Annotated in this window: 21 protein-coding genes; 10 read left to right on the top strand and 11 right to left on the bottom strand. The window is 68.9% G+C overall.

The genetic code is table 11. The features are described 5' to 3' along the window. The first annotated feature begins 106 nt into the window (after positions 1–106). On the top strand, positions 107–841 hold the full coding sequence (locus K8P63_RS04370; RefSeq protein ID WP_223798645.1) for a PEPxxWA-CTERM sorting domain-containing protein: 735 nt from the start codon (positions 107–109) through the stop codon (positions 839–841). Here K8P63_RS04370 and K8P63_RS04365 read toward each other — a convergent pair. Beyond that, complete coding sequence (locus K8P63_RS04365; RefSeq protein ID WP_223798644.1) at positions 828–1,625, bottom strand: class I SAM-dependent methyltransferase; 798 nt, start codon at positions 1,623–1,625, stop codon at positions 828–830. The genes K8P63_RS04370 and K8P63_RS04365 overlap by 14 nt on opposite strands. A gap of 98 nt (positions 1,626–1,723) precedes the next feature. On the opposite strand from K8P63_RS04365, the gene polA reads away from it, so the two are divergent. The 4 genes from polA to K8P63_RS04345 all read left to right on the top strand — a co-directional run bounded on the left by polA (position 1,724) and on the right by K8P63_RS04345 (position 8,183). Then, positions 1,724–4,492: a DNA polymerase I gene (gene polA / locus K8P63_RS04360; RefSeq protein ID WP_223798643.1), complete on the top strand. Its 2,769-nt coding sequence runs from the start codon at positions 1,724–1,726 to the stop codon at positions 4,490–4,492. Beyond that, positions 4,489–6,039 (top strand): lipopolysaccharide biosynthesis protein, encoded by a 1,551-nt coding sequence (locus tag K8P63_RS04355; RefSeq protein WP_223798642.1) that lies wholly within the window; start codon positions 4,489–4,491, stop codon positions 6,037–6,039. The genes polA and K8P63_RS04355 overlap by 4 nt, the downstream gene beginning before the upstream one ends. 8 nt (positions 6,040–6,047) lie before the next feature. Continuing rightward, positions 6,048–7,265, top strand: a complete 1,218-nt coding sequence (locus tag K8P63_RS04350) for an FAD-dependent monooxygenase (protein ID WP_223798641.1) — start codon at positions 6,048–6,050, stop codon at positions 7,263–7,265. A 117-nt stretch (positions 7,266–7,382) separates the two neighbouring features. Then, a complete protein-coding gene (locus tag K8P63_RS04345; protein WP_223798640.1) occupies positions 7,383–8,183 on the top strand; it encodes a hypothetical protein in 801 nt (266 codons plus the stop codon). Between the two features lie 45 nt (positions 8,184–8,228). On the opposite strand, the gene K8P63_RS04340 is transcribed toward K8P63_RS04345, so the two are convergent. From K8P63_RS04340 to miaB, 4 genes are all read right to left on the bottom strand, one after another. After that, positions 8,229–8,885 carry a hemerythrin domain-containing protein gene (locus K8P63_RS04340; RefSeq protein ID WP_223798639.1) on the bottom strand — a complete coding sequence of 219 codons (657 nt, stop codon included), beginning with the start codon at positions 8,883–8,885 and terminating at the stop codon, positions 8,229–8,231. A gap of 74 nt (positions 8,886–8,959) precedes the next feature. Continuing rightward, positions 8,960–10,963: an NAD(+) synthase gene (locus tag K8P63_RS04335; protein ID WP_263282711.1), complete on the bottom strand. Its 2,004-nt coding sequence runs from the start codon at positions 10,961–10,963 to the stop codon at positions 8,960–8,962. 35 nt (positions 10,964–10,998) lie between these two features. Further along, positions 10,999–11,514 carry a hypothetical protein gene (locus K8P63_RS04330; RefSeq protein WP_223798637.1) on the bottom strand — a complete coding sequence of 172 codons (516 nt, stop codon included), beginning with the start codon at positions 11,512–11,514 and terminating at the stop codon, positions 10,999–11,001. Then, complete coding sequence (gene miaB, locus K8P63_RS04325) at positions 11,514–12,851, bottom strand: tRNA (N6-isopentenyl adenosine(37)-C2)-methylthiotransferase MiaB (protein WP_223799723.1); 1,338 nt, start codon at positions 12,849–12,851, stop codon at positions 11,514–11,516. The genes K8P63_RS04330 and miaB overlap by 1 nt, the downstream gene beginning before the upstream one ends. Positions 12,852–13,140: 289 nt before the next feature. On the opposite strand from miaB, the gene K8P63_RS04320 reads away from it, so the two are divergent. Then, the gene (locus K8P63_RS04320; RefSeq protein WP_223798636.1) at positions 13,141–14,199 is read left to right on the top strand and encodes an alanine racemase; all 1,059 of its coding nucleotides are present in this window, start codon (positions 13,141–13,143) and stop codon (positions 14,197–14,199) included. Between the two features lie 26 nt (positions 14,200–14,225). Here K8P63_RS04320 and K8P63_RS04315 read toward each other — a convergent pair whose 3' ends face one another. The 5 genes from K8P63_RS04315 to K8P63_RS04295 all read right to left on the bottom strand — a co-directional run bounded on the left by K8P63_RS04315 (position 14,226) and on the right by K8P63_RS04295 (position 19,956). Then, complete coding sequence (locus K8P63_RS04315) at positions 14,226–15,458, bottom strand: NupC/NupG family nucleoside CNT transporter (protein ID WP_223798635.1); 1,233 nt, start codon at positions 15,456–15,458, stop codon at positions 14,226–14,228. Positions 15,459–15,540: 82 nt separating this feature from the next. Further along, on the bottom strand, positions 15,541–16,701 hold the full coding sequence (locus K8P63_RS04310; protein ID WP_223798634.1) for a GGDEF domain-containing protein: 1,161 nt from the start codon (positions 16,699–16,701) through the stop codon (positions 15,541–15,543). Between the two features lie 67 nt (positions 16,702–16,768). Next, the gene (locus tag K8P63_RS04305; protein ID WP_223798633.1) at positions 16,769–17,920 is read right to left on the bottom strand and encodes a GGDEF domain-containing protein; all 1,152 of its coding nucleotides are present in this window, start codon (positions 17,918–17,920) and stop codon (positions 16,769–16,771) included. 6 nt (positions 17,921–17,926) lie between these two features. Beyond that, positions 17,927–19,081 carry a GGDEF domain-containing protein gene (locus tag K8P63_RS04300; RefSeq protein WP_223798632.1) on the bottom strand — a complete coding sequence of 385 codons (1,155 nt, stop codon included), beginning with the start codon at positions 19,079–19,081 and terminating at the stop codon, positions 17,927–17,929. Positions 19,082–19,167: 86 nt separating this feature from the next. Then, a complete protein-coding gene (locus K8P63_RS04295; protein ID WP_398288411.1) occupies positions 19,168–19,956 on the bottom strand; it encodes an alpha/beta fold hydrolase in 789 nt (262 codons plus the stop codon). Between the two features lie 76 nt (positions 19,957–20,032). Between K8P63_RS04295 and K8P63_RS04290 the strand changes: the two genes are divergently transcribed. Together K8P63_RS04290 and K8P63_RS04285 are read left to right on the top strand one after the other, a co-directional pair. Beyond that, entirely contained in the window at positions 20,033–20,668 is a 636-nt protein-coding gene (locus tag K8P63_RS04290) for a YitT family protein (protein WP_223798631.1), read from the top strand. A 144-nt stretch (positions 20,669–20,812) separates the two neighbouring features. After that, positions 20,813–21,682 (top strand): choice-of-anchor L family PEP-CTERM protein, encoded by an 870-nt coding sequence (locus K8P63_RS04285; protein ID WP_223798630.1) that lies wholly within the window; start codon positions 20,813–20,815, stop codon positions 21,680–21,682. Positions 21,683–21,881: 199 nt separating this feature from the next. On the opposite strand, the gene K8P63_RS04280 is transcribed toward K8P63_RS04285, so the two are convergent. Beyond that, a complete protein-coding gene (locus tag K8P63_RS04280; RefSeq protein ID WP_223798629.1) occupies positions 21,882–22,910 on the bottom strand; it encodes an aspartate-semialdehyde dehydrogenase in 1,029 nt (342 codons plus the stop codon). 93 nt (positions 22,911–23,003) lie between these two features. Here K8P63_RS04280 and K8P63_RS04275 point away from each other — a divergent pair, with 93 nt between their 5' ends. Together K8P63_RS04275 and K8P63_RS04270 are read left to right on the top strand one after the other, a co-directional pair. Beyond that, entirely contained in the window at positions 23,004–24,428 is a 1,425-nt protein-coding gene (locus K8P63_RS04275) for an MFS transporter (RefSeq protein ID WP_223798628.1), read from the top strand. 74 nt (positions 24,429–24,502) lie between these two features. Next, complete coding sequence (locus K8P63_RS04270; RefSeq protein ID WP_223798627.1) at positions 24,503–25,327, top strand: alpha/beta fold hydrolase; 825 nt, start codon at positions 24,503–24,505, stop codon at positions 25,325–25,327. Positions 25,328–25,418 lie beyond the last annotated feature (91 nt).

Genomic DNA, 25,418 nt, shown 5'->3' with positions numbered 1-25,418 from the left:
CAAAGCATGCGCAAGGGGGCTCGTGGTGGATCAGGGTGGAACCCGTCGGAACCGTCATCGTCGGTTGAAACTCGCCTGGACGGTCCTACCGCTGCTGGGTTTCTGCGTGGAGCTCTCGCCTGCCACAGCGACCGTCACCTTCATCAAGGCCGGAGCCTATTCGACCTCGGGCGCCGGTGCCGGCGAACCCTATCTGATCTCGAACGGACCCAACGTCGTGTCCACCGTCATCGGCGACGGCGGGTACAACTCGAAATCCGGTTCCTACGACGAGCATGGTCTGGCGCAGGCGAGCGCTTACTCGCTCGGTGCGATCCAGTTGGACAGCGTCAGCAAGGCCAGCTTCTTCGTCAGCAGCACCGCGAAGGTGCAGGCCCCCGCCCATGAATTCTATCTCAACGCCGAGACGAACGCGGCGGCTTATTATGATTTCTCGCTGGATACCGCATCGACACTGTCGTTCACCGGTTTCGCCACGCCAGCGAGCCCCGATTTCACGAACAACATCTCCGTCAGCCTGGTCAAATACACCGCGCTCGGGGCCTATGACACGATCTATCGGTCGGGTTATCTGGGCGCCAGCGAAACCGGATCCTACGCGCTGGGACCGGGCATCTACGCCTTCGAAGTGGATACGTTTTCGGCGGCCAGCGCGACGGCCAACAATTCGATCTTCAGCAGCGCGACCATCGGCGCGGTCGGCAACGTCTCGCTCTCGATCACCTCGCCGCCGCCGCCAAGCCCGGCGCCCGAGCCCGCCACCTGGGCGATGATGGTCTTCGGCTTCGGCGCGACCGGTGCGGCGATCCGGTCGCGCCGTAAGGCGCTCAGCGCGGCTTGACGAACTTCAGCGTCATGCGGTCGCTTTCGCCGATCGCCTGATATTTGGCGCGGTCGGTGTCGCTCAGCGTATAGGTCGGCGGCAACGTCCACACGCCCTTGGGCCAGTCGGCGCTGTCCTTGGGGTTGGCGTTGATCTCGCTCTGGCCGGCCAGCTTGAAGCCGGCGGCGCTTGCCAGCCGGATCACCGTCGCCACCTTGACGTAGCCGCTCGTCCGCTCCTGCGCCTCGGGCCGGTCCGCCGGCAGCCGGTGATCGACCACGCCGAGCACGCCGCCCGGCTTCAGCGCCTTGAACGCGGCCTGGAAGAAGGCCGCGGCGGTCGCGTCGCTGCCGCCATCCTCCGCCATCATCAGGTTGTGGATGTTGCGGAAGGTGAGCAGCCGATCGAGCGATCCGGCCGGCGCGAGCGTCGCCGCCTTGGGATCGAATGCGGTGACGCTGGCCTGCGCCGCGCCCGGCTGCGACGCGATCAATGTACGCGCCGCATCCTGCGACTTGGCCGAGGTGCCGACCACCGCGACATAATGGCCGTGCCCGGCGAGCAGGGGCATCAGGATATGCGTGTACCAGCCGCCGCTCGGCAGATATTCGCCGACCGTCTGCCCCGGCGCCACGCCGAAGAAGGCAAGCGTCTCGGCCGGATGGCGATAGAGGTCGCGCGCGCGCTCCGCCGCGGGCCGCGCCGGATTCGCGACCGCCGCCGCGATCGGTGCGGGCACCGCCGCCTGCCCGGCCGAAATCCCGGCAAGCGCGGTCACCGCCGCGATCAGCATGTTGCGCATTCGTCATCCTCCTGAATTGTTCGCCGCTCTTTGCCGCATGCGGCGGCCCGACGAAAGGGAGGCTGTGCGCCGCCCGCGGCGCTGCTACATGAGACGCGATGTCTTCCAATCACCTCTATCTCGTCGACGGCTCGGGCTATATCTTCCGGGCTTATCATCGGCTTCCCCCGCTCACGAACAAGCATGGGCAGCCGGCGGGCGCGGTCTATGGCTTCACCACCATGTTGTGGAAGCTGGTCGAGGAGCTGAACGCCGCCGGCCAGGGCGCGGAGGGCGGGCCGACCCACATGGCGGTGATCTTCGACGCCTCGTCCAAGACATTCCGCAACGACATGTACGATCAGTACAAGGCGCACCGCCCGCCGCCGCCCGAAGACCTCGTCCCGCAATTTCCGATGATCCGTGATGCCACGCGCGCTTTCTCGGTGCCGTGCATCGAGGAGATCGGGCTGGAGGCCGACGACATCATCGCCTGCTATGCCAAGGCGGCGCTGGCGCAGGGCTGGAAGGTGACGATCGTCTCGTCCGACAAGGATCTGATGCAATTGATCGAGCCGGGGCTCGATCTGCTCGACACGATGAACAACCGCCGCCTCGGCCCCGATCACGTGCGCGAGAAGTTCGGCGTCACCCCCGAACAGCTCGGCGACGTGCTGGCGCTGATGGGCGACAGCGTCGACAACGTGCCTGGCGTGCCCGGCATCGGCCCCAAGACGGCGAGCGAGCTGATCAACGCCTACGGCACGCTGGAGGCGGTGCTGGCCGCCGCGCCCGAGATCAAGAAGCCCAAGCTGCGCCAGTCATTGATCGACCACGCCGATGCCGCGCGCCTCAGCCGCGAGCTGGTGCGCCTCGTCTGCGACCGCCCGCTGCCCGAACCGCTCGAGGATCTGGCGCTCAAGGGTCTGCCGCGCGCGCCGCTGGAGGCGTTCCTGATGGATCAGGGCTTCCGCTCGCTGCTGACCAAGCTCGGCGGCGCCGAGGCAAGCGCGGCGCTGCCCGCGCGCGTCGAGGACGAGCCGCCCTTCGTCCACAAGGATTATGAGACGGTCGTCGATGCGGCGCATCTCGATCGCTGGATCGCGGCGGCCTATGCCGCCGGCACGGTCGCGGTCGATACCGAGACCGACGATCTCGATTGCGTCCGCGCCGAACTGGTCGGCATCAGCCTCGCCACCGCGCCCGGCAAGGCCTGCTACATCCCGCTCGGCCACGGCGCCGCGGGCGACCTACTATCCGAACGCCCGACGCAGATCGACCGCGCGGTGGCACTGGCGAAGCTCAAGCCGCTGCTGGAGGATCCGGCCGTCCTGAAGATCGGCCAGAATCTGAAGTACGACCTCATCATGTTCCGCCGCAACGGCGTCGACGTCGCGCCTTATGACGACACGATGCTGCTGTCCTACGATCTCGATGCGGGCCTCGGCGGCCACGGCATGGACGATCTCGCTAGGCGCCACCTCGATCATGCCTGCATCGAGTTCAAGGCGGTGTGCGGCACCGGCAAGGCGGCGATCAGCTTCGACAAGGTGCCGCTCGACCGCGCGACCGAATATGCCGCCGAGGATGCCGACGTCACGCTGCGCCTGTGGCGGCGGCTCAAGCCGCGGCTGGTGCGCGAGCGCGCGACGCGCGTGTACGAGCTGGTCGACCGCCCGCTCGTTCCCGTCATCGCCGAGATGGAGCGCGCCGGCGTGCTGGTCGCACGCGACGAACTCGCCCGGCTGTCGGCCGAATTCGGCGAGGAGATCGTGCGGCTGGAGGGCGTGATCCACACCGCCGCCGGCGGCCCCTTCACCATCGGCAGCCCCAAACAACTGGGCGAGGTGCTGTTCGACCGGCTGGGCCTCGCCGGCGGGCGCAAGGGCAAATCGGGCGTCTACTCGACCGACGTCACCGAGCTGGAGCGCATCGCCGCCGAGGGTGAAGGCCCCGGCGCGGAAGTGTCGCGCCTCGTGCTCGAATGGCGCCAGCTCTCCAAGCTCAAGTCGACCTATACCGACGCGCTGCAGGCGCAGATCAACCCGGCGAGCGGCCGCGTCCACACCAGCTTCAGCATGGCGGTGGCGCAGACCGGGCGGCTGTCCTCGACCGACCCGAACCTGCAGAACATCCCGATCCGCACCGAGCTCGGCCGGCGCATCCGCCACGCTTTCGTGGCACCGCCGGGCCACGTGATCCTGTCGGCCGATTATTCGCAGATCGAGCTGCGTCTCGCCGCGCACATGGCCGACGTGCCGCAATTGCGCGCGGCGTTCGCCAACGGCGACGACATCCACAACCTGACCGCGCAGGAATTGTTCGGCACGGTCGATCGCGAGACGCGCGGGCGCGCCAAGACGATCAACTTCGCCATCCTCTACGGCATCTCGTCATGGGGGCTGGCCGGCCGGCTGGGCGTCGATCGGGTCGAGGCGCAGGCGATCATCGACCGCTATTTCGATCGCTTCCCGGGCGTGCGCAACTACATCGCCGCCACCATCTCGCAGGTGCGCGAGCAGGGCTTCGTCACCACCCTGTTCGGTCGCAAGACCCACCTGCCCGGCATCAAGGGCAAGACCGTCGGCGAGCGGCAGGCGGCCGAACGCCAGGCGATCAACGCGCCGATCCAAGGCACCAGCGCGGACCTCATCAAGCGGGCGATGGCACGCATGGGCCCGGCTTTGGCCGAAGCGGGTTTAGCGCGGGTGAAAATGCTGCTGCAGGTGCATGACGAATTGGTGTTCGAGGCGCCGGAAGCCGACGCCGACGCCGCCAGCACGGTGATCCGCGCGGTGATGGAGCGCGCCGCCGAGCCGCATGTATCGCTCTCGGTGCCACTGGGCGTCGAGATCGGCACCGGCGTGAGCTGGGGCGCGGCGCATTGAGCAAGGCCGCCTGTCCGGTCGAGGCGACCGGCCCCGGCGACATCGAGACGCTCGCCAAGGGCGGCCGGACCAACGTGTTCGGCTTCCTGCTGAGGCTGGCGGCGCGGTTGCCCTTCCTGTTCATCGCCGGCCGCTGGTACGGGGCGGACGCGCTCGGCCGCTTCGCTTATGCCACGATCATCGTCGAGTTTGCGGCGCAGCTCGCAACGATCGGACTCAAGCGCGGTCTTGCACAGCAGCTATCCAAGACGCACCGCCCGCACGTCCATGTCGTGTGGGACGGGCTGCTGGTCGGATGGCTGACCTCGCTCGCCGCCGTCATCCTGCTGATGGCGCTGCCCGAGCTGATGTTCCCCAACAGCACGATCAACCAGCGCGACTATCTGCTGCCGCTCACCATCTTCGGCTGGGCGGGGTCGGACATCGCGCTGGCGGCGCTGGCCTATCGCGGTGATATCGGCGCGACGGTCAAGGCGCGCTCGCTGATCGAGCCGTGGACCATCTCGATCGCCGCCTTCGGCCTGTCCTGGTATTCCAAGCGCGACGGCCTGATCCTCGCCTACGCGCTTTCGGCCATAGCCGCCTTGGGGGCGTCGCTGTGGCCGTTGCTGCGCAGCTATGGCGCCCCGCGCGGCTGGCGGCCCGAGCCGCTGCGCCTCTATCACATCGCCACGCGCAACCTGCCGCTGGCCGGCGCCGACGCGATCGAATGGGGCTCGCGCCGCCTCGACATCGCGATGCTCGGCCTGTTCTTCTCGCCGGCGATCGTCGGCATCTATTACGTCGCGCAGCAGGTGGCGAGCCTGCCGCAGAAGCTGAAGACCAGCTTCGATCCGATCCTCGGCCCCGTCATCACCCAGAACCTTGAAGAGGGGAACCTCACCGCGGTCGCCAAGCAGGTGCGGCAGGTCGGCTTCTGGATCATCGCCGCGCAGGTCGGCATCGCGCTCGCTCTGTCGATTCCCGGCAAGGCGGTGATGGGGCTGGTCGGCCCGACCTTCGTCGGCGGCACCGGCGCGCTCGCGGTGCTGCTGGCGGCGGAGGCGATCGCCGCGACCGCGGTGGTGAGCGAGGCGGCGCTGATCTACGTCGCGCCCAAGCGCAATCTCGCCATCTCGGTCGCGATGATCGCGATCCAGGCCATGCTGTCGGTGCTGTTCGTCTACGCGATGCGCGGGCTGTTGCCGCAGATCGTGGCATGGGGCTGGGTCAATCCGCGCCCCGATTTCCACGACGATGCGATCGCCGCCGCCGGCCCGGCGGTCGCGCTAATGATCGCGCTCGCGCTCGCCTCGGTCGCCAAGGCGTGGCTGCTCAAGCGATTGCTGGGCGCGAGCGTATCGGGCTGGCGCTGGTCGCTGGTGCTGGCGGCGATGGTCGCCGGGCTGGCCGGCTGGGCGGTCACGCGCCTGCCGCACCAGCTTGAATGGGTCGAGCTCGCGATCGGCGTGCCGCTGATCCTCGGCATCTATGGCGCGGTCGTCTGGTACAGGGGGTTCAACACCGACGATCGCGCGCTCTTCCGTTTCGAGCCCGCTCGGGCGTAAGGGGCAGCATGGAACGCGCGGACGTCATCATTCTCGGCGGCGGGCTGGTCGGGCTCACGCTCGCGCTAGCGCTCGACGCGCACGGCCTCACCAGCATCGTCGTCGACCCGGCCGAGCCGGCGGCCGTGCTGGCGAAGGCGTTCGACGGCCGCGCCTCGGCGGTTGCCAGCGCCAGCCACGCCATGCTCGACGCGATCGGCATCGGCGCGCGGCTGGCGGGGCAAGGCATGCCGATCCGCGCGATCGAGGTGCGCGACGGCCTTTCGCCCGAGGCTCTGCTGTTCGATCCGCCCCAGGCCGGCGGCCCGCTGGGCGTGATGTACGAGAATCGCCGGCTGCGCGCCGCGCTGCACGAGGCCGCGGCCGAAGCGCCCGGCATCGCCCTGCTGATGCCGGCGCGCGCTGCCACGACCGAGCGCGATGCCGCGGGCGTGGCGGTGCGGCTGGAGGACGGCCGCACGCTGACCGCCGCATTACTGATCGGCGCCGAGGGGCGCCAGTCGCCCACCCGCGCCGCAGCCGGCATCAACGTCGCGCGCTGGAGCTACGATCACACCGCGGTGATCGCCACCCTGGGGCACGAGCGGCCGCATGACGGCGTCGCGCACGAAATCTTCTACCCGGCGGGCCCGTTCGCTTTGCTGCCGATGCCCAACGATGCCGACGGCCCGCGCTCGGCGATCGTGTGGACGGTGGCGGCGGAGCATGGCGCCGCCACGATCGGCCTGCCCGATCGCGCCTTCATGGCCGAGGCGGAAAAGCGCATGGGCGGGATGCTCGGCGCGCTGCGATCGGCGAGCCCGCGCTCGGGCTATCCGCTCGGCTTCCACCATACCGCGCGCATCACCGCCGAGCGGCTGGCGCTGGCGGGCGACGCCGCGCACGGCATCCACCCGATCGCCGGCCAGGGCCTCAACCTCGGCTTCCGCGACGTGGCCACATTGGCGGAGGTGCTGGTCGAGGGCGCACGCCTTGGAATGGATCTCGGCGACGCGCAGTTGCTCGCCCGCTACGAACGCTGGCGCGCGCTCGACAGCTTCCTCGTCGCCGCCGCGACCGACAGCCTGACGCGGCTGTTCGGCCTGCCCGGCGCGCCGGCACGCGCGATCCGGCGCTTCGGCCTCGGCGCGGTGGCGCGCATCGCGCCGCTCAAGGCGCGCTTCATGGCCGAGGCGCGCGGCGAGACCGGCGACCTACCCAAATTGCTGCAAGGCGCCACGATCTAGCGGACGCGAAGATTCGACCGACAAGCCGGATGTAGTCGTGCTTGTGAGGCCACCCGCCGGCAGGTATCGTCATGCCGCAGCGGGCCGCTTGATCCGTAAGCGCGAGGGGGGCCGAACATGCGTAAGCTCGTTCTGACGGCACTTTTACCTGGCTTGATGATGCTTGCGGCACCGGCGCGTGCCACGATGCTGACCGCGACCTTCCATGGCCACGTCGTATCGGGCGCGATCGATCAGGCGTCGTTCGGGCTGGCGGCGGGCACGAGCGTCGTCGGCCTCGCCTACACCGCGACCTATACCATCGACGACAGCCTCGGATCGCTGAACACCGACACGGCCGATTCGACCGGGCTTGTCGGCGGCTATCAGCTCGCACCCTTGGGCAGTTTCGCGTCGCCGGCCGATGGATCGCTGGAGCTGAACGGCATCTCCCAGGCGTTCCCCGGATTATATCTGGGCGACGTCTCGAAATATTATCTGCCCGCCAGCCCGTTCTCGAACTATTCGGCGGGCGTCGAGACGCTCGCAGATACGGCGTTGGGCCAGGTCGATCTGCAGCTCTCCCAGTCGATCGTCGTCGACAGCGCCATGTTCGCGTCGACCGACTTTCGCGATACGGGAAGCTACACCGCGATCATCGAGGATCCGTCGCTCGATCCGGCCTATGCCTATGTGTTCGCGCAATCCTACGCGATCGCGACACTGATCCTCGATCCCGACGGCGATCCCGTGCCCGGCAGTCCCGACCTCTATGCGCTGGGCCTGCAGCCCGATTCACTGACGATCACGGAAGCGGGGAGCGCGGTTCCCGAGGCACCGATCTGGTCGATGCTCCTGATCGGGTTCGCGGCGATCGGGTCGGCGATCAGGGGCGGAAACCTCGCCCACGCGAATCGCCGCTTCGCCAGAGGCATCTGACGCATCGGAGGACGCGCGCAGCGCCTCCCCCGATACCGGTCCGCCTCAGGCGAGCTTCAGGCCTTCCTTGTTCATCTGGCCGGTCAGCTCCTTGTTCTTGTCCGCGTCGAGCTTGGCCTTCAGCGCCGGGAAGAGAGTCTCCTCTTCCTCGCGCATATGCTTCTCGATGTCGGTGCGGAACGCGCGCACCTTGGCAATCCAGCTCGGTGAATCCTTCGGCATCTCGGTCAGATCATAGAGATACTGCTTCACGTAGCCGTGATCCTTGTTGAGGCCGTCCGCCTCCGCGATCATCCCGGCGTCGCGCAGCGCCGGATAGATCACATTCTCCTCTTCCAGCGCATGCTTGGACAGCATGTGCTTGAGATTCATCAACAGGGTCGCGCGCTTGGTCGTGCTGCTCTCGCCAGTCGCCTCGATCGCGTCGAACACTTTGAGCGTCAGCTGGTGCTCGTTGGTCAGCGCCTGATCCCAGTCGCCCGACAGCAAGGTCGGCGCCTGCACCGCGAACTTGCGCGCGATATTGGCGGCAAGGCCCACCGCGAGGCCGGCAGCGCCGGCGGCGAGGATCGCGCCGGTGCCCTCAAAGCTTCCGCTGCCGCCGGCGCTGAAGCGGCCATCGGGCTTGCGCGCCTCGCTGCGGGCATTGGCCGCGCGCTTGGCATTGGTCAAACGGGGCTTGGTCTCAGCCGTGGTAGCCATGTGATATCTCCATCGTCATGCGCGCCGGCAGGGGACGCCATCGACGGAGAGAACGCGCGACCACGCAAAAGTTCTCAAATATGCCTCAGGTCTTCCAGCCACGGCCCGGCCACGCCGTCCGATGGCGCGCGCCAATCGCCGCGCGGCGACAGGCTGGCGGCGGCCGAAACCTTGGGCCCGTTGGGAATGGCCGAGCGCTTATATTGGCTGGTCTGGAAGAAGCGGGTGCAGAACGCCGCCAGCCATTTTTTTATCGTGACGAGATCATAAGCGTTGCGCCCCTCTTCCGGAAAATCGATCGGCCACGCGCCCGCCGCCGCGTCGCGCCACGCATGCCACGCCAGAAAGGCGATCTTCGACGGCGGCAGGCCATGGCGTACGGTGTAGTGCAGGAAGAAATCGTGCAGCTCGTAGGGGCCGATGCGCGCCTCAGTGCTCTGGATCGCACCGCTTTCGTCGGCCGGCACCAGCTCGGGCGAGATTTCGGTGCCGAGGATCGCGACCAGCACCGCATCGGTGTCGGGATCGAACTGGCCGGTCCTGATCGTCCAGCGGATCAGGAACTGGATGAGCGTCTTCGGCACGCCGGCATTGACGGCATAATGGCTCATCTGGTCGCCGACGCCGTAGGTGCACCAGCCGAGCGCCAGTTCCGACAGGTCGCCGGTGCCGACGACGAAGCCGTCGTGGCGGTTGGCGAGGCGGAACAGGTAATCGGTGCGCAGGCCCGCCTGCACATTCTCGAACGTGATGTCGTAGACCGGCTCGCCGCGCGCATAGGGATGGTCGATATCGGCCAGCATCTGTTGCGCCGCCGGACGGATGTCGATCTCCGCCGCGGTGATGCCGAGCGCGCGCATCAGCGCCCAAGCGTTGCTTTTGGTCGCCTCGCCAGTGGCGAAGCCCCGCATGGTGAAGCCGAGGATCGCCGTGCGCGGCCAGCCGAGCCGGTCGCACGCCTTGGCCGCGACGATCAACGCATGGGTGGAATCGAGCCCGCCCGAAATGCCGATCACCAACGTCTTCGCGCCGCTCGCCTGCATCCGCTTGGCGAGGCCTTCGACCTGGATGTTGAATGCCTCGTAGCAATCGTCGTCCAGCCGCGCCGGATCGGCCGGCACGAACGGGAAGCGCGCTACGTCGCGCCGCAAGCCGACGTCGGCGAAGTCGGGTCGGTGCGCAAAGGCGATGCGGCGAAAGCGCGTCTCGGGATGGCCGTGCGCGACCGCGCAATCGTTGAACGTGCCGAAGCGCATCCGCGCCTGGCGGATGCGCTGCACGTCGATATCGGCCACAGCCAGTGCGGCGCGATGCTCGAACCGGTCGGAGCGGACGAGCTGGTAGCCGAGCTCGTGGATCATCGCCTGCCCGTCCCATGCGAGATCGGTCGTGCTCTCGCCCGGCCCGGCCGCCGAATAGACATAGGCGGCACTCGACCGCGCCGACTGCGATGCACCGTACAGGTCGCGCTCGCGCTCCTTGCCGACGACGATGTTCGATGCCGACAGGTTGCACAGGATCAGCGCACCGGCGAGCGCGCCGAACGTCGAGGGCGGGATAGGCGCCCAATAATCCTCGCAGATTTCGGCGTGGAACACGAAATCGGGCAGGTCGGACGCGGCGAAGATCAGGTCGGGCCCGAACGGCACCGATCGGCCCACGACGTCGATCGACAGGCCGGTGAGCCCGGCTCCGGCCGCGAACCAGCGTTTCTCGTAATATTCGCGATAATTGGGCAGATAGCTTTTCGGCACGACGCCGAGGATCGCGCCGCGCGCCACCACCACCGCCGTATTGTAGAGCCGCCCGTTGCGGCGGAGCGGCGCGCCGATCAGCAGCACCGGCTTCAGCCCCGCACTCGCCTCCACCAGCGCCGCCAGCTCAGCCTCGACCCGGTCGAGCAGCGCCTCCTGCAGGTGCAGATCGTCGAGCGCGTAGGAACTCAGGGACAGTTCGGGATAGACGACGAGGTCCACCGCCTCGGCATCGGCGCGGCGCGCCAGTTCGAGGATCGAGGCGGCGTTGGCGGCGACGTCACCGGCGCTCGCCAGCGGGGTCGCGGCGGCGACGCGCACCATGCCCTGCGCATGGATCGAGCGGAACCGCGCGTCGGTCACGGCGCCTTGACGCGGCCGCTGACGAAGTCGCGCCGGACGAGACGGACGTCCTTGATCTCGCCGAGATCGAAGAAGCGGTGCAACCCATATTTGTTGGGCTCGTCGACATGATATTCAGTGCCGGTGAAGGCGACCGCGACAAGCTGGTCGCGCACGCGCTCATGCTCGCCGATCGGCGGCAGCGCCGCATAGATCTTCGCGCGATCGGCGGGATCGATGAAGATCCAGCCGTCGGTCTTGCCGAGCTGCCCCGGCGGCACATCGGTCGCGCCGGGATAGAACCACGACGCCTCCGCCGCATCGACCCACACGCCATGATAGGCGCGATACGGCCCGATCGTGGCGCAGCCGATCCCGGTCAGCCGCTCGTCCATCGCGCGGATCGGCACGTTGGGCGGCGCGCAGGTCGGCATTGCGTGGCGCTGCTCGTAGAAGAACACCAGCACCGCCGCGATTACCGCGACGATCGCCAGCAGCACGACCCACAGGCTCTGCCCGGTCAGCCGCCGCATCACGCCGCCACCCGCGCCGGCGCGACGCCGATCAGGCTCTGCGGCCCGGCCGACGCGATCGTCACCGTCGCCAGATCGCCGATCGCGCCGCCGTCGATCAGCACCGATTGCAGCCACGGCGACTTGCCGAGCCGCTGGCCGGGCAGCTTGCCGTCGCGCTCGATCAGCACGTCGCAGGTGCGGCCGACCGTGTTGGCGTTGAAGGCGAGCTGTTGCTCTCCGAGCAGCGCCTGCAGCCGCTGGAGACGTTCGTCCATCACCTCGGCCGGCACCTGATCCTCCATCGTCGCGGCGGGCGTGCCCGCGCGCGGGCTGTATTTGAAGCTGAAGGCCTGAGCGTGGCCGATCGCGCGCACCACCGCCAGCGTCTCCTCGAACTCGGCGTCGGTCTCGCCGGGGAAGCCGACGATATAGTCGCCCGAAATGGCGATATCGGGCCGCACCGCGCGCACGCGCTCGATCAGGCGCAGATAGGACGCGACGTCGTGCTGGCGGTTCATCGCCTTCAGGATGCGGTCGCTGCCCGCCTGCACCGGCAGGTGGAGGAAGGGCATCAATTTCTCGACATCGCCATGCGCCGCGATCAGGCCGTCGGCCATGTCGTTGGGGTGGCTGGTGGTGTAGCGGATGCGGGCGAGCCCCGGCATTTCGGCCAGCACGCGGATCAGCCCGTCGAGGCCCTGCACGCGCCCCTGCGCATCCGTGCCGGTCCACGCATTTACGTTCTGGCCGAGCAACGTGACCTCGCGCGCGCCGCCGTCGATCAGCGCCTTGGCCTCGTCGACGATCGCGCCCCACGGCCGCGAAACCTCGGCGCCGCGCGTATAGGGCACGACGCAATAGGTGCAGAATTTGTCGCACCCTTCCTGCACCGTCAGGAACGCGCTCGGCCCGCGCGCGCGACGGCCGGGCAATGCGTCGAACTTGGACGCGGCGGGCATGTCGGTGTCGACCGCGATCCGCCCCGCCGCGGCATCGGCGATCAGGGCCGGCAGATTGTGATAGGCCTGCGGACCGACGACGAGATCGACCGCGCGCGCGCGCCGCGCCACCTCGGCGCCCTCCGCCTGCGCGACGCAGCCGGCGACCGCGATCATCGGCTTACCGCCGTCGCGCCGCGCGATGCGACCGATGTCGGAATAGACCTTCTCCGCCGCTTTCTCGCGAATGTGGCAGGTGTTGAGCAACACCAGTTCGGCGGTGTCGGCGCTCGCCTCGCGCATGCCCTGCGCTTCCATCAGCTCGGCCATGCGCGCGCCGTCATAGACGTTCATCTGGCAGCCGAACGACTTGACGTGGAAGCTCTTGGGCAGCGGTCGGGTCATCATCCGCCCCATAACGAAGCCGGCCTTGGCAGGCCATAGTGCAGCGGCGGCGCGGATCGGGAGCGGTTCAACAGGAAAGCGGCCCGACATCGTTGTGCCAGACCGCTTTCCGTCCACCCAAATCTACGGCATCCTCTCGTCGGCGAAGGTCTTGCGCCCCGCTCTGATCGGTTCCGGCGCCGCTCCGGACCGTGGCCGCGTATTATTCGTGGTCTTGAGCCGCGGCAAGTGTCCGATCCGGTCCAATGCAAATTATGACAGCCGATGCACCGCGGCCACAGTCGGCACGCGGCGGGGCGGGATGACGCGCGCGGCGGGTCGCGCTAACGGGGCGATCGTGTCCTCCCCGCTCCGTCTCGATCTGGATGGCGATGCCCTCGCCGCGAACTGGCGCACCCTGGCGGCGCGCGGGGGGAGCGCCGCATGCGGCGCGGCGGTGAAGGCTGACGGCTACGGGCTCGGCGCGGCGGGCGTGGTCGCGCGATTGTGGGAAGCGGGCTGCCGCGATTTCTTCGTGTCGAACTGGGCCGAGGCGGCGGCCCTGCTTGCGCTCGCACCCGGCAGCGTCGCGGTGCTGCATGGCGTCCGCGACGAGGACATGGCCCAGGCGCTGGCGGGCGCGGTGCGGCCCGTACTCAGCACGCCCGCACAGGTGAAGCGCTGGCGCGACGGCGGCGGCGGCGCGTGCGACGTGATGGTCGATACCGGCATGAACCGGCTGGGGCTGAGCGCGGCGCAGGCGGCGTCGGGCCTGCTCGACGGCCTCGCGATCACCACCCTGATGAGCCACCTCGCCTGCGCCGACGAGCCGGATCATCCGCTCAACCCGCAACAGCGCGACGCTTTCCGCGCCGTGGCGGCGGCGGTGCCGGCGCAGCGTTACAGCCTCGCCAATTCGGCCGGCATCATGCTCGGCCCCGATTATGCCTTCGATCTCACCCGCCCGGGCCTCGGCCTCTACGGCGGCGTGCCGACTTCCGATGCCGCCGGCCTGATCCGGCGCGTCGTGACCCCCGCCGCAGAGGTGCTGCAGGTCCGCGACGTGAGCGCTGGCGCCAGCGTCGGCTATGGCGCGACGTGGGACGCGCCCCGGCCGTCGCGCGTCGCGATCGTCAATCTCGGCTATGCCGACGGCATAGTGCGCGGGCTCGGGCCGAGCCTCCGCTTCGCCGGCGGGCTGCCCGCGATCGGCCGCGTCTCGATGGACCTGATCGCGATCGACGTGACCGATGGCGATGTCGGCGCAGGCGACTGGCTGGCGCTGGATTTCGGCCTGCCCGCGCTCGCTGCGGCGAGCGGCCTGTCGCAATATGAGCTGCTCACCGGTTTGGGCGACCGGTTCGAGCGGCGCTGGGTTTAGCCGCGGCCGGCAATCGACCGCCCCCCTTAGCCGACCAGCATCCCCGCCAAAGCCGCCGACATCAGGTTGGCGAGGCTGCCCGCCAGCAGCGCCTTGATCCCCAGCTTCGCGATCAGCGGCCGCTGGTTGGGGGCGAGCCCGCCCGTCACCGCCATCTGGATCGCGATCGAGCTGAAATTGGCGAAGCCGCATAAGGCGAAGGTCGCGACCGCCTGCGCATGCGCGTCCAGCGCAGCGCCGAGCTTCTCCATGTGGATGTAGGCGACGAACTCGTTCAGCACGATCTTCTCGCCGAACAGGCCGCCCGCCAGCCCTGCCTGGCTCCACGGCACGCCGAGCAACGCCATCACCGGCGCGAAGATGAAGCCCAGCAATCGCTGGAAGGTGAGGCCGGCGATGCCGACCCACTCGCCCACGCCGGTGAGGATGCCGTTGCCGAGCGCGACCAGCCCGACGAACGCGAACACCATCGCGCCGACCATCACCGCCAGCCGCACGCCGAGCTGCGCGCCCTGCGCCGCCGCCATGATGACGTTGGCGGGTCGCTCGTCGCCCTCGGCATGGCTGGTGTCGACCATCTCGGTGATCGGCAGCGCGAGCTGCTCGGGATCATCGGGCATGATGATCTTCGCCATCAGGATCGCGCCCGGCGCCGACATGAAGCTCGCCGCCAGCAGATAGTCGATCCGCACTCCCATCGAGGCATAAGCGGCGAGGATGGTGCCGGCGACGCCGGCCATGCCGCTGGTCATCACCTGGAACAATTGGGTCGGGCGCAGCCCGGCCAGATAGGGGCGGATGACCAATGGCGCTTCCGACTGGCCGACGAAGATGTTGGCGGCGGCGCACAGCGCCTCGACCTTGCTGATGCCGATCACCGCCTCCAGCGCGCCGCCCAGCCAGCGCACCACCCGCTGCATCACGCCAAGATGATAGAGAATCGAGACGAGGCTGGCGAAGAAGATGATGACTGGCAGCGCCTGCAGCGCGAAGTTGCGGCCGAGATCCGACGCCGCGAACGGCCCGAACAGGAAGGCCGTGCCCTCGCCCGCATAAGCCAGCAGATTGCCGACGCCCCGCGCCAGCCACGCGATCGTGGCGCGCCCGGCGGGCACGTACAGCACCAGCACGGCGATACCCGCCTGCAGCGCGAACGCCGCGCCGACGACGCGCAGCCGGATCCAGCGGCGGTTGGACGACAGCCCGACCGCGAGCGCCAGGATAACGAGGACGCCGATCAGGCTGAACAGATGAGACATGAAGGCGAGCGGCTCCCCTGCCGGACGAAGGAGGGCGACGATACACGCTGGCGCGCGGCGGGCCAGCCCCGCCGCTCACGGCTCACTCGGCCGGCGCGTCCGGGCTGCCGTCGAGCACGGTGCGGTCGCGTCCCGTCCGCTTGGCGCGATACAGCGCGCGGTCGGCGCGCTCCAGCCCGTCGCGCAGCGCCAGCGTTTCAGGGTCGAGCGCGGCGACGCCGAAGCTGGCGGTGACCGGGGGCAGCCCGGCGCGATCCTCGTGCGGCAGGCGCACCTGCGCGCGCACCTCCTCCACGCGGGCGACCAGCTCGTCGGCATCGGTGTCGATCGCGAGCAAGGCGAATTCCTCGCCGCCCAGCCGCGCGAGCAGGTCGCCGGAACGCACCGCCTGGCCCAGCGTCGCGGCGAAGCTGCGCAGCACCGCATCGCCCACGGTGTGGCCGAAGCGATCGTTGATCGCCTTGAACGAATCGATGTCGGCGATCGCCACCGCCGCCCTGCCACCGCCGCGCGCGCGCAGCCGCGCGAGCAGGTGCGGCGCCGCCTCGTCGAAGCCGCGGCGGTTCCACACGCCGGTGAGCGGATCGGTGCGCGCCAGCCGCTCGAGCGCGACGCACAGATCGCGGTTGAGCATCAGCACGGCGCCGAGGCCGAGCACGACATAGCCGAGCGCCGCCACCAGCGCCCCCGCCGCCGCCACGCGGGCGTCGATGTCGACCCCCGCCAGCAGCAGTCCGGCATAGATCAGATTGGCGAGGGCGAAGCAGCCCAGCAAGATCGCCGCCAGCCAGTCGAAGCGCTGTTGCCGCAGCAGCCGACGTGGGCCGACCGCCACCGCCGCGCAGATCAGGCCGAGCCCGGTCAGCAGCGCGATGGTCGCGACGACCGCGCCATCCAGCGCCGGCGCGACGTCGGCCAGCAGCGCGAAGGCCAGCGCGATCGCCACCCAGATCGCGCCAAGCCGCCCGGCACGATCGTGCCGCCCGGCGCGCTGGCGCAGGCCATGGACCAGTCCGAGCGCCGCCGCGAGCCAGCACAGATTGGGCGCCAGCCCGACGACGGAGAGCCGGTCGAGTGCCGACGCGCGCGCCAGCACCGCAAGCCAGCCGAGCGCAAGCATGACAAACGCGCCGGCCCAGCTTGCGGCATGCGCGGCGGCACGCCGGCCGCGCCAGATCGACGCGAGCGCGGCCGCGAACAGGGCAGCCACCGCCAAGGGCATCGCCAGGACGACCGCGACCATCATGGTTAATATGGGAACCCGACTGAAATCGGGTGCCTCGAAAGGCGATCTGGGGCAGCCGGCGGGCCTAGGTGGCCCACGTCACGCAATTCCGCCCTGCATCCTTGGATCGATAAAGGGCCATATCCGCTCTCGCTAGAAGACCAGCCAACTCCGCGTCATCCGCGCGGACGTCGGTTAATCCGAAGCTAGCGGTAACACAAAAGTCACGCGTCAGCATCTCCGCGCAGCGTTCCATCCCGGCGCGCAACCGCTCCGCCGCATGCGCGGCATCGAAACGGCCGGCATCGGTCATCAGAACGGCGAATTCCTCGCCGCCGATTCGCGCCGCCAGATCGCGCGGCGCCAGCGTCTGGCGCATGAAATCGGCGACCGCGCGCAGCACCATGTCGCCGCCGCCGTGGCCGAACCGATCGTTGATCTGCTTGAAATGGTCGATGTCGAACAACGCGAGCGTCATCGGCCGCTCGCCGCGGCGCGCGCTGTCCAGCACGCGCGGCACGGCCGCCTCCAGCCCGCGCCGGTTGAGCAGGCCGGTCAGCATGTCGGTCGCCGCCAGGCGCCGAGTCCGATCGGCCAGATCCGCCGCGAGCAGCAGGATCACGAACAGGCCGCTCGCCGTGACCGCGCCCGGCAGCAGCAGCATCAGCAATGTATCGAGCCGGCCGATGTCGAGCGCGGCGAGCCCGGCGCGGTCGGCGGCCGCGCCCGCCGCCACCGCGATCGCAGCGGAGGCGAGCACGATCATGCCGTAATGCGCGATGGCGGTCGCCGCGCGCTCGCTACGCCGCCGGCCGCTCACGCTCGCCGCGGCGAGCAGGCACAGCCCCGCCACGCAGATGGCGAACGGCAGCAGCCATGCGGAAACGGCCGTCGTCGGCCGGGCCGCGACGATCATCAGCGCCGACGTGACCAGGGCAGCGGCGAACAGGATGCCGCGCCGCTCCGGCATGCCGGCCCGCTGGCGAAAGCCGAGCACGTCGAGCGTCAGCCCCCAGATGCTGAGGCACAGCACCACCACCAATGTCCATTCCGGCGCCACGCTTAGGCTGCGCGCCGTCCGCACCGCCCACGCGCAGGCGAACAAAGCGAAGGCGATCGTCCAGCTCAGCGCATGGCGCGGCCGGCCGAATTCCAGCCAGGATAGCAGCAGCACGGTCGCCATCAGCGCGCTGATACCGAACAAGGTCGCCGGCAGGATGAACGACGCGTCCGGCACCTTCGCTCAGGCCGAAGCCGCCTGCGCGAGCGTCGCACGGTTGCGGCCCTCGCGTTTCGATCGGTAGAGCGCACGGTCGGCCCGCTCGATCAGCGCGTCGAGCGACTCGTCCGGATGGCGTTCCGCCACGCCGAAGCTGGCGGTGACGCTTACCCGTGGGCTGCCGTCGACGCGCACGTCGGCGCAGGCGTTGCTGACCGGATCGACCGCGCGCAGCACGCTCGCGCCGTCGCGACCGGGAAAGAGCAAGGCGAACTCTTCGCCGCCGATTCGCCCGACCGTCCCCCCGCCGCCGACGGTCCGCGCGAGGTGATCGGCGAAGCTGGCGAGCGTCGCGTCGCCCGCGGCATGACCGTGGCGATCGTTGATCTGCTTGAAGCGATCAATGTCCGCGATCGCGATCGAGAGCGGGCGGGCGCGCGGCCTCGCGCGACGCAGCGCCGCCTGCGCCGCCTCGCGAAAGCCTTCGCGATTGAGCACGCCGGTCAGCGGATCGGTGTGGAGGACCAGCTTGAGTTCGGTCGAGACGTCCGCCGCGACCAGCAGCAATCCGAACAGGGCCATCGCCGCGCAGCTCGGCGTGGCGCTCACCGCATAAAGCGCGACATAGAGATGGTGCGAACCGAGCAGGCCGGCCTGTTCCGCCACCGCCAGCGCGGCGGCCACCGCATTGATCGCGGCGAGCGCCACGAGCATGCCGATCGCGCCGATCTCCGGACCCGTGGCCGCCTGGCGCGGCAGGACGACCAGCCGCGCCGCCCATGCGCACAGGATCAGCGAGGCGAGCGGCATGATCGCCGCGCGCAGCGGCATCGGCGACGCCACGAATGCGATCGCCAGCAGGACGCCGCCCCCCGTCATCACCGCGATCGGCAGCGACGCGTGCGGCCGGCCCGCGCGGATGCGGAAACCGTCGGCGAACAGCACGATCGACGCCAGTTGCAGCATCGAGGCGTTGAAGCCGACATGGAGCGGCGGCAGGCCCGCAAAGCCGCGGATCGCGATCATCGCCCATCCCGCCGCGGCCAGAGCGCACGCCGCCGCCCATGCTTCCGCGTAGCGGGCCGGGTTCAAGGTCTGGTGAACCACGACCATCGCCGCGGCGGCCAGTGCCATCAACAGGCACGGCCCCGCGACCACGAGAAGCGGGATACCAATCATGGACCGTTCGAACCCCCCCCTTGAGTTCGGCGCGGAACAAAGCGAGTCATGCCGATCCGGTCAAGCCTTCCGGATCATCTCAGCGGCTAGCGTGCCAGAAATGCCACGATTTCGGCGGCGAGCTCGGGTCGCAGCACCGCAGTCATGTGGTTGCCGGGCACCTCGCGCAGCGTGCCGTGGGGCAGCGACGCCGCAAGCTCGGCCGCCGATCCATTGTCGCGATCGTCGACGCCGCACAGAACGAGCGTCGGCTGCGCGATCGCCGCCACCTCCTCCGGCGTCGTGTCGACGAAACTGTCGAGCAACGGCAGCAACGCCAGCGGATCGCCGCCGGTGGTTTTCAGGAAGGCCTCGGCCTGCCACATCGCCGATCCGCGCGGATGGATGCCGATGCCCTGCAGCACCGTCCGGAAGAAGTCGCCGCGCCGCGATGTGGCGTGCAGCCCATCCAGCCCCATGCCCGCGACGATCGCACGCGCCGGGCGCACATGCTGGCGCACGACCATCCGCACCGTCGTCCGCCCGCCGAGCGAATAGCCGCCGAGATCATAATCGGTCAGGCCCAGATGCGCGATCAACGCCTCGCCGTCGGCGGCGAGGATGTCGGGCGGATAAGCGGCGGCATCGTGCGGCGCGGCGCTGCTGCCATGCCCGCGCAGATCGGGCATGATGACCCGGAAGCCCGCCTCCGCCAGCCGCGCGGCATGGCCGTAGCGGATCCAGTTGGTCCACGCGTTCGAGAACAGGCCGTGGATCAGGACGAGCGGCCGCCCTTCCCCCATCTCGCGCCAGGCGAGCGGCAGGCCATCGGCGCCGGGGAAGATATGGACGGGCAGGTCGTCGAGCGCGCTTGCCACCGTGGCTCCCCTGTGCATGACGGAAAGGCGCGCGATAAGCGCAGGCGTCGCCGTCTGGCAAGGCTGGCGGGCTCAGGAAGAGGATTGCGTACCCGTGTCGACCTCCGCATCGTCTCCAGACCCCGACGCCCCGGTCGGCATCCGCCACTCGCTGGTGGAGGACATCTATGCCTTGCTGATCGGCTCGGCGCTGATCGTGCTCGGGCTGGTCTGCCTGCGCGCGGCGGGGCTGGTGACGGGCGGCATCGCTGGCGTCGCCTTGCTCGTCTCCTATGTCGTGCCGCTGCCGCCGGGCGTGCTGTTCACGCTCATCAACCTGCCCTTTTTCCTGTTCGCGCGCAGCGCGATGGGCACCGCATTCATGGTCAAGACGATGATCGTCTCGACCGGGGTCACGTTGCTGTCGCTGGGCGCGCCGGCGGTGCTGCGCCTCGCGATGATCCAGCCCTTGTTCGCGGCCCTGTTCGGCGGCACCGTGATCGGCATGGGCGTGCTCAGCCTCGCGCGGCACAATGCCGGCGTCGGCGGCACCGGCGTGCTGACGCTGTGGCTATACAAGAAGCGCGGCTGGAATGCCGGGCGCACCCAGCTGACGATCGACGCGTGCATCATGCTCGTCTCGCTGCTGGCGGTATCGCCCGGCCGCGTGCTGCTGTCGGCGGTTAGCGCGGCGGCGATCAGCGGCGTGCTGATCGCGTTCCACCGGCCGGGGCGCTATACCGGCCATTGACGGGGCGGTCAGGCGCGGCTCACAGCCCATGCATTGCCTGCGATCAGCCGGCGGCCCAGAAAATAAATTAAACTTAACGAATCGTTTCGTTCATGTAATTCTCCCGCACGGCAAGATGATTGCCGTTGACGATTGGGGGATCGTATGAAGATCAGATTTTTTGCCGCTGGCGCGGCACTTTTCGCATGCCTGAACGCCGGAACCGCAAGTGCGGTGGCGACATCGGTTTCGACCAACCCCGTTGCGCTGGCCAATGCATTGTCCGGCACCGGGCTGCATGTGCTTGGCGCGACCTTGAGCGGCGATGCGGCGGCCGGCACGTTTTCCGGCGGCATGGCGGCGCTGGGGATCAATTCGGGCGTGGTGCTGTCGACCGGCTCGACTTTGGCTTGCATCGGCAGTTCCAACACATCCGGATCGTGCGGCAACACCGATACGGCAACGTCGCGAACACTGACGATGACCTTCAAGTCCGACGGCACCGACCTGTTCTTCAATTATGTCTTCGGATCGGAAGAATATAATTCGTACGTCGGCAGCAAATTCAACGACCAGTTCACGCTGACGCTGACCGGTCCGGGCTACAGCGCGGTAAACCTTGCCCAGCTTCCGAACGGCGACACGGTTTCGATCAACAATGTCAACCTGAACAAGAACAGCACTTATTATCGCAACAACAGCTACGAAGCCACCGGATCGGATGCGAGCGTGCCGCCCTACACGACGGCGCCCAGCCTGAACCTGCCGATCCAGCTCGACGGCCTGACCACGGTGCTGACCGCCAAGGCGAACCATCTCACCGTCGGTGCGACATATTCGCTGGCATTCAGCATCACCGACGTTTCGGACAAGCTCTTGGATTCGGCCGTGTTCATCCAGGCCGGCTCGGTCGGCAACGTGCCGGTCCCGCCGTCGGGCGTGCCGGAACCCGCATCGTGGGCGATGATGGTCGGCGGTTTCGGCCTTGCCGGCGCGGCGATGCGGCGGCGTGCCGCGCCGCGGCGCCTTGCCTAGGCTGCGCGGGAGGGGCGACATCGACGCCCCTCCCGTCGTTGCGCCGGCGCGGCGCCGACCGGGCATCGCGCCACGGGCGTCAACGTCTTCCCCCCGCGGCCCCGACGGGACGTGGCGCGTCGCGATCGACGGCTGTAGCTCAGGCCGCCCGGCGGGCTGAGGCCGGCGGCACGCCCCGCCATCGCCTGGGGATCGCCGCTCAGCCCGCTTTCTTCAGGTGCCGCCGGCCGAGCAGTTCCGCGATCTGCACCGCGTTCAGGGCTGCGCCCTTGCGCAGGTTGTCGCTGACGCACCACAGGCTGAGGCCGTTGTCGATCGTCGGATCCTCGCGCACGCGGCTGATGAAGGTGGCATATTCACCGACGCATTCGATCGGCGTGACGTAGCCGCCATCCTCGCGCTTATCGACCAGCATCACGCCGGGCGCCTCGCGCAGGATCTTCTGCGCCTCGTCGGCCGAGATCTCGTTCTCGAACTCGATGTTGATCGCTTCCGAGTGGCCGACGAACACCGGCACGCGCACGCAGGTGGCGGACACCTTGATCTTGGAACCCAGGATCTTCTTGGTCTCGACCACCATCTTCCACTCTTCCTTGGTCGAGCCGTCGTCGAGGAAGCTGTCGATGTGCGGGATCACGTTGAACGCGATCTGCTTGGTGAACTTCTTGGGCTCGGCCGGATCGCCGACGAAGATATTGCGGCTCTGCTCGAACAGCTCGTCCATGCCCGCCTTGCCCGCGCCCGACACCGACTGATAGGTCGCGACCACGACGCGCTTGATCGTCGCCGCATCGTGCAGCGGCTTCAGCGCGACCACCATCTGCGCGGTCGAGCAGTTCGGGTTGGCGATGATGTTCTTGCGGCGATAGCCGTCGATCGCCTCGGGGTTCACCTCGGGCACGATCAGCGGCACGTCCGGATCCATGCGGTAGAACGACGAATTGTCGATCACCGTGCAGCCGGCGGCGGCGGCGATCGGCGCATATTTCTTAGTGGCTTCCGATCCGATCGCGAACAGCGCGATATCCCAGCCAGACCAATCGAAATGCTCGATATTCTTGACGGTCAGCGTCTTGCCGGTCTCGCCGAAATCGATCACGTCGCCGGTCGAACGCGACGACGCCAGCGCCGCAATCTCGTCCGCCGGGAACTCGCGCTCGGCAAGAATATTGAGCATCTCGCGCCCGACATTGCCGGTCGCACCCGCGACCACCACCCGATAACCCATTCTTCCACTCCTTTGACGCGCGGGGGTTTAGGCATAACGGGGGCCTTGTCCAGCGGTGTCCCCCGCAGCACCCGCGAGGATTTGTTTGCTCCCATGAACCAGCCCGTCCCGCCCGCCGGCCTCAGCGGGCGCCAGCTCTACCTCGCGATCGCGGCGATCAGCCTCGGCACGATGCTCACGGTGATCGACGGCGCGATCGCCGCGGTGGCGCTGCCGACGATCGCGCGCGACCTGCGTGTCGACAATTCGTCGGCGGTGATGGTGGTGACGGTCTACCAGCTCGTGCTGGTGATGACGTTGCTGCCGCTGTCGGCGCTCGGCGACCGCATCGGGCTCAAGCGGATGTACCAGGGTGGCCAGCTCGTCTTCACGATCGCGACCGTGCTGTGCTTCTTCGCGCACAGCCTGGGCTTCCTGCTGATCGTGCGCGCGCTGCAGGCGACCGGGGCGGCGGCGGCGCTGTCGGTGATGGCGGCGATGATCCGCCGCATCTACCCCGCCAACCGGCTGGGCCGCGGGCTGGGCCTCAACAATGTCGTCGCGTCGGTGTCGGGCGCGCTCGCGCCGACCGCAGGCGGGCTGATCCTTTCCGTAGCGCCGTGGCCGTGGGTCTTCGCCGCCGCCGCCCCGCCCGCCTTGCTGTCGCTGCTGCTCGGCCGCTGGGCGCTCCCCGACGTGCCGCCGCGGCCCGGCAGCTACGATCTGGCCGGGGCGATGCTCAACATGGCGAGCTTCGGCTTCTTCATCGCCGGGCTGGAGGCGCTGGTCCACGGCGATTCGCCGGTGGTGAGCGCGGCCGTGGTGGTGATCGGGCTCGGCTTCGGCGCGACGCTGGTGTTTCACGAGCGGCGTGCATCCGCGCCGATCCTGCCGGTCGACCTGCTTGCCCGGCCGGTGATGGCGCTGTCGGTGGCAGGCGCTTTCACCGCCTTCGTCGCGTCGCAGCTGCTGACTTTGTCGCTGCCGTTCCGGCTGCAGCATGGCTTCGGCTTCAGCCCCGGTGAGGTGGGGGCGATGATCGCGCCGTGGCCGCTGACGACGATGGTCGTGGCGCCGCTCGCCGGCACGCTGTCGGATCGCTATCCGGCCGGGCTGCTCGGCGGCATCGGGATGGCGATCGCGACCGTCGCGCTGGTGCTGCTCGCCTTCCTGCCCGCGCATCCCGCTTACATCGACGTGGCGTGGCGGATGGCGTTGTGCGGCGCCGGCTTCGGCCTGTACCTCTCGCCCAATGCGCGGCTGATCGTGGGATCGGCGCCCGCCGCGCGCGCGGCGTCGGCCGGCGGCCTCGTCTCGACCACGCGGCTCATCGGGCAGACGATGGGGGCGACCGGCGTCGCGACGTTGCTCGCCTTCGGCTTCGGCACGACGCGCGTGCCGCCGCTGGCGGCGGCCGCCCTGACGATCGCAGCATTGTTGTTCAGCGTGTCGCGGCTGCGGCCGTCGATCCGCAATCCGGGCCCGGAGGAAACCGGCATGACCCAGCCGGGCGATCGTGGCGCCGCCGTCTCCGCCTGACGCAGAATCCGACGAGGCGGGCGGCCATATCCCGGCCCGCGCGTTCGGGAGACTGCCTCAATCGGAGAGACGGCATGCCTTACATCAAGACCCGCGATCATGTTGATCTGTACGTCAAGGATTGGGGCGATGGCCGCCCCGTCATCCTGCTCCACGGCTGGCCGCTGAACGCCGACAGCTGGGACGATCAGGCGCTGGCGCTGGCCAATGCCGGCTATCGCGTGATCGCCTATGACCGGCGCGGCTTCGGCCGCTCGAGCCAGCCCTTTACCGGCTATGATTACGACACGCTCGCCGACGATCTGGCGCAGGTGATCGACGCGACCGGCGCGACCGACGCGACGCTGGTCGGCTTCTCGATGGGCGGCGGCGAGGTCGCGCGCTACATGTCGCGCTACGACGGCAAGGGGCTGGTCGCCGCCGGCCTGATCTCGTCGGTCGTGCCGTATCTGCTGAAGGACGACACCAACAAGGACGGCGTCGACGGCAGCGTGTTCGAGGATCAGATGAAGGCGCCGATCCGGCAGGACCGCCCAAAGTTCCTCCACAGCTTTGCGGAGATGTTCTACGGCGTGGGCTATATCAGCAGCCCGGTCAGCCAGCAGATGGTCGACTATTTCGTCACGCTCGGCCTGCAGGGCGGGCTACCCGGCACGCTCGCCTGCATCGATTCGTTCGGCAAGACCGATTTCCGCGGCGACCTGCCGGCGTTCCGCGTGCCCACATTGATCGTCCACGGCACGTCGGACAAGGTGGTGCCGATCGATACGGCCGGCCGCGCCGCCGCGCGCGGCATCGCGCAGGCGACGCTCGTCGAATATGACGGCGCGCCGCACGGCCTGAACGTCACCGAGAAGGATCGCCTGACCGACGACCTGCTCACCTTCGTCCGCGCCTGACGAAGGCCGGCGCCGCGCGGATCGGGTGCGGCGCCGGCTTGGGCGCACCAAAGCCAGACTGCGGTTGCCGCGCGCCGCTCGCTGCGCCTAA

Origin of the sequence: Sphingomonas nostoxanthinifaciens, assembly GCF_019930585.1 — a bacterium.
GTDB classification, from domain to species: Bacteria; Pseudomonadota; Alphaproteobacteria; order Sphingomonadales; family Sphingomonadaceae; genus Sphingomonas_I; species Sphingomonas_I nostoxanthinifaciens.
The sequence above is the reverse complement of the archived record's forward strand: the minus strand, read 5'-3'. Positions and strand labels throughout refer to the sequence as shown.

Coding starts and splice junctions, on each gene's coding strand:
- K8P63_RS04275 (WP_223798628.1), top strand. CDS start 23,004: ATGAACCAGCCCGTCCCGCCCGCCGGCCTCAGCGGGCGCCAGCTCTAC.
- miaB (WP_223799723.1), bottom strand. CDS start 12,851: ATGGGGCGGATGATGACCCGACCGCTGCCCAAGAGCTTCCACGTCAAG.
- K8P63_RS04330 (WP_223798637.1), bottom strand. CDS start 11,514: ATGCGGCGGCTGACCGGGCAGAGCCTGTGGGTCGTGCTGCTGGCGATC.
- K8P63_RS04300 (WP_223798632.1), bottom strand. CDS start 19,081: ATGATTGGTATCCCGCTTCTCGTGGTCGCGGGGCCGTGCCTGTTGATG.
- K8P63_RS04345 (WP_223798640.1), top strand. CDS start 7,383: ATGCGTAAGCTCGTTCTGACGGCACTTTTACCTGGCTTGATGATGCTT.
- K8P63_RS04295 (WP_398288411.1), bottom strand. CDS start 19,956: ATGCACAGGGGAGCCACGGTGGCAAGCGCGCTCGACGACCTGCCCGTC.
- K8P63_RS04320 (WP_223798636.1), top strand. CDS start 13,141: ATGACGCGCGCGGCGGGTCGCGCTAACGGGGCGATCGTGTCCTCCCCG.
- K8P63_RS04310 (WP_223798634.1), bottom strand. CDS start 16,701: ATGGTCGCGGTCGTCCTGGCGATGCCCTTGGCGGTGGCTGCCCTGTTC.
- K8P63_RS04335 (WP_263282711.1), bottom strand. CDS start 10,963: ATGGTGCGCGTCGCCGCCGCGACCCCGCTGGCGAGCGCCGGTGACGTC.
- K8P63_RS04285 (WP_223798630.1), top strand. CDS start 20,813: ATGAAGATCAGATTTTTTGCCGCTGGCGCGGCACTTTTCGCATGCCTG.
- K8P63_RS04315 (WP_223798635.1), bottom strand. CDS start 15,458: ATGTCTCATCTGTTCAGCCTGATCGGCGTCCTCGTTATCCTGGCGCTC.
- K8P63_RS04350 (WP_223798641.1), top strand. CDS start 6,048: ATGGAACGCGCGGACGTCATCATTCTCGGCGGCGGGCTGGTCGGGCTC.
- K8P63_RS04280 (WP_223798629.1), bottom strand. CDS start 22,910: ATGGGTTATCGGGTGGTGGTCGCGGGTGCGACCGGCAATGTCGGGCGC.
- K8P63_RS04365 (WP_223798644.1), bottom strand. CDS start 1,625: ATGCGCAACATGCTGATCGCGGCGGTGACCGCGCTTGCCGGGATTTCG.
- K8P63_RS04340 (WP_223798639.1), bottom strand. CDS start 8,885: ATGGCTACCACGGCTGAGACCAAGCCCCGTTTGACCAATGCCAAGCGC.
- polA (WP_223798643.1), top strand. CDS start 1,724: ATGTCTTCCAATCACCTCTATCTCGTCGACGGCTCGGGCTATATCTTC.
- K8P63_RS04270 (WP_223798627.1), top strand. CDS start 24,503: ATGCCTTACATCAAGACCCGCGATCATGTTGATCTGTACGTCAAGGAT.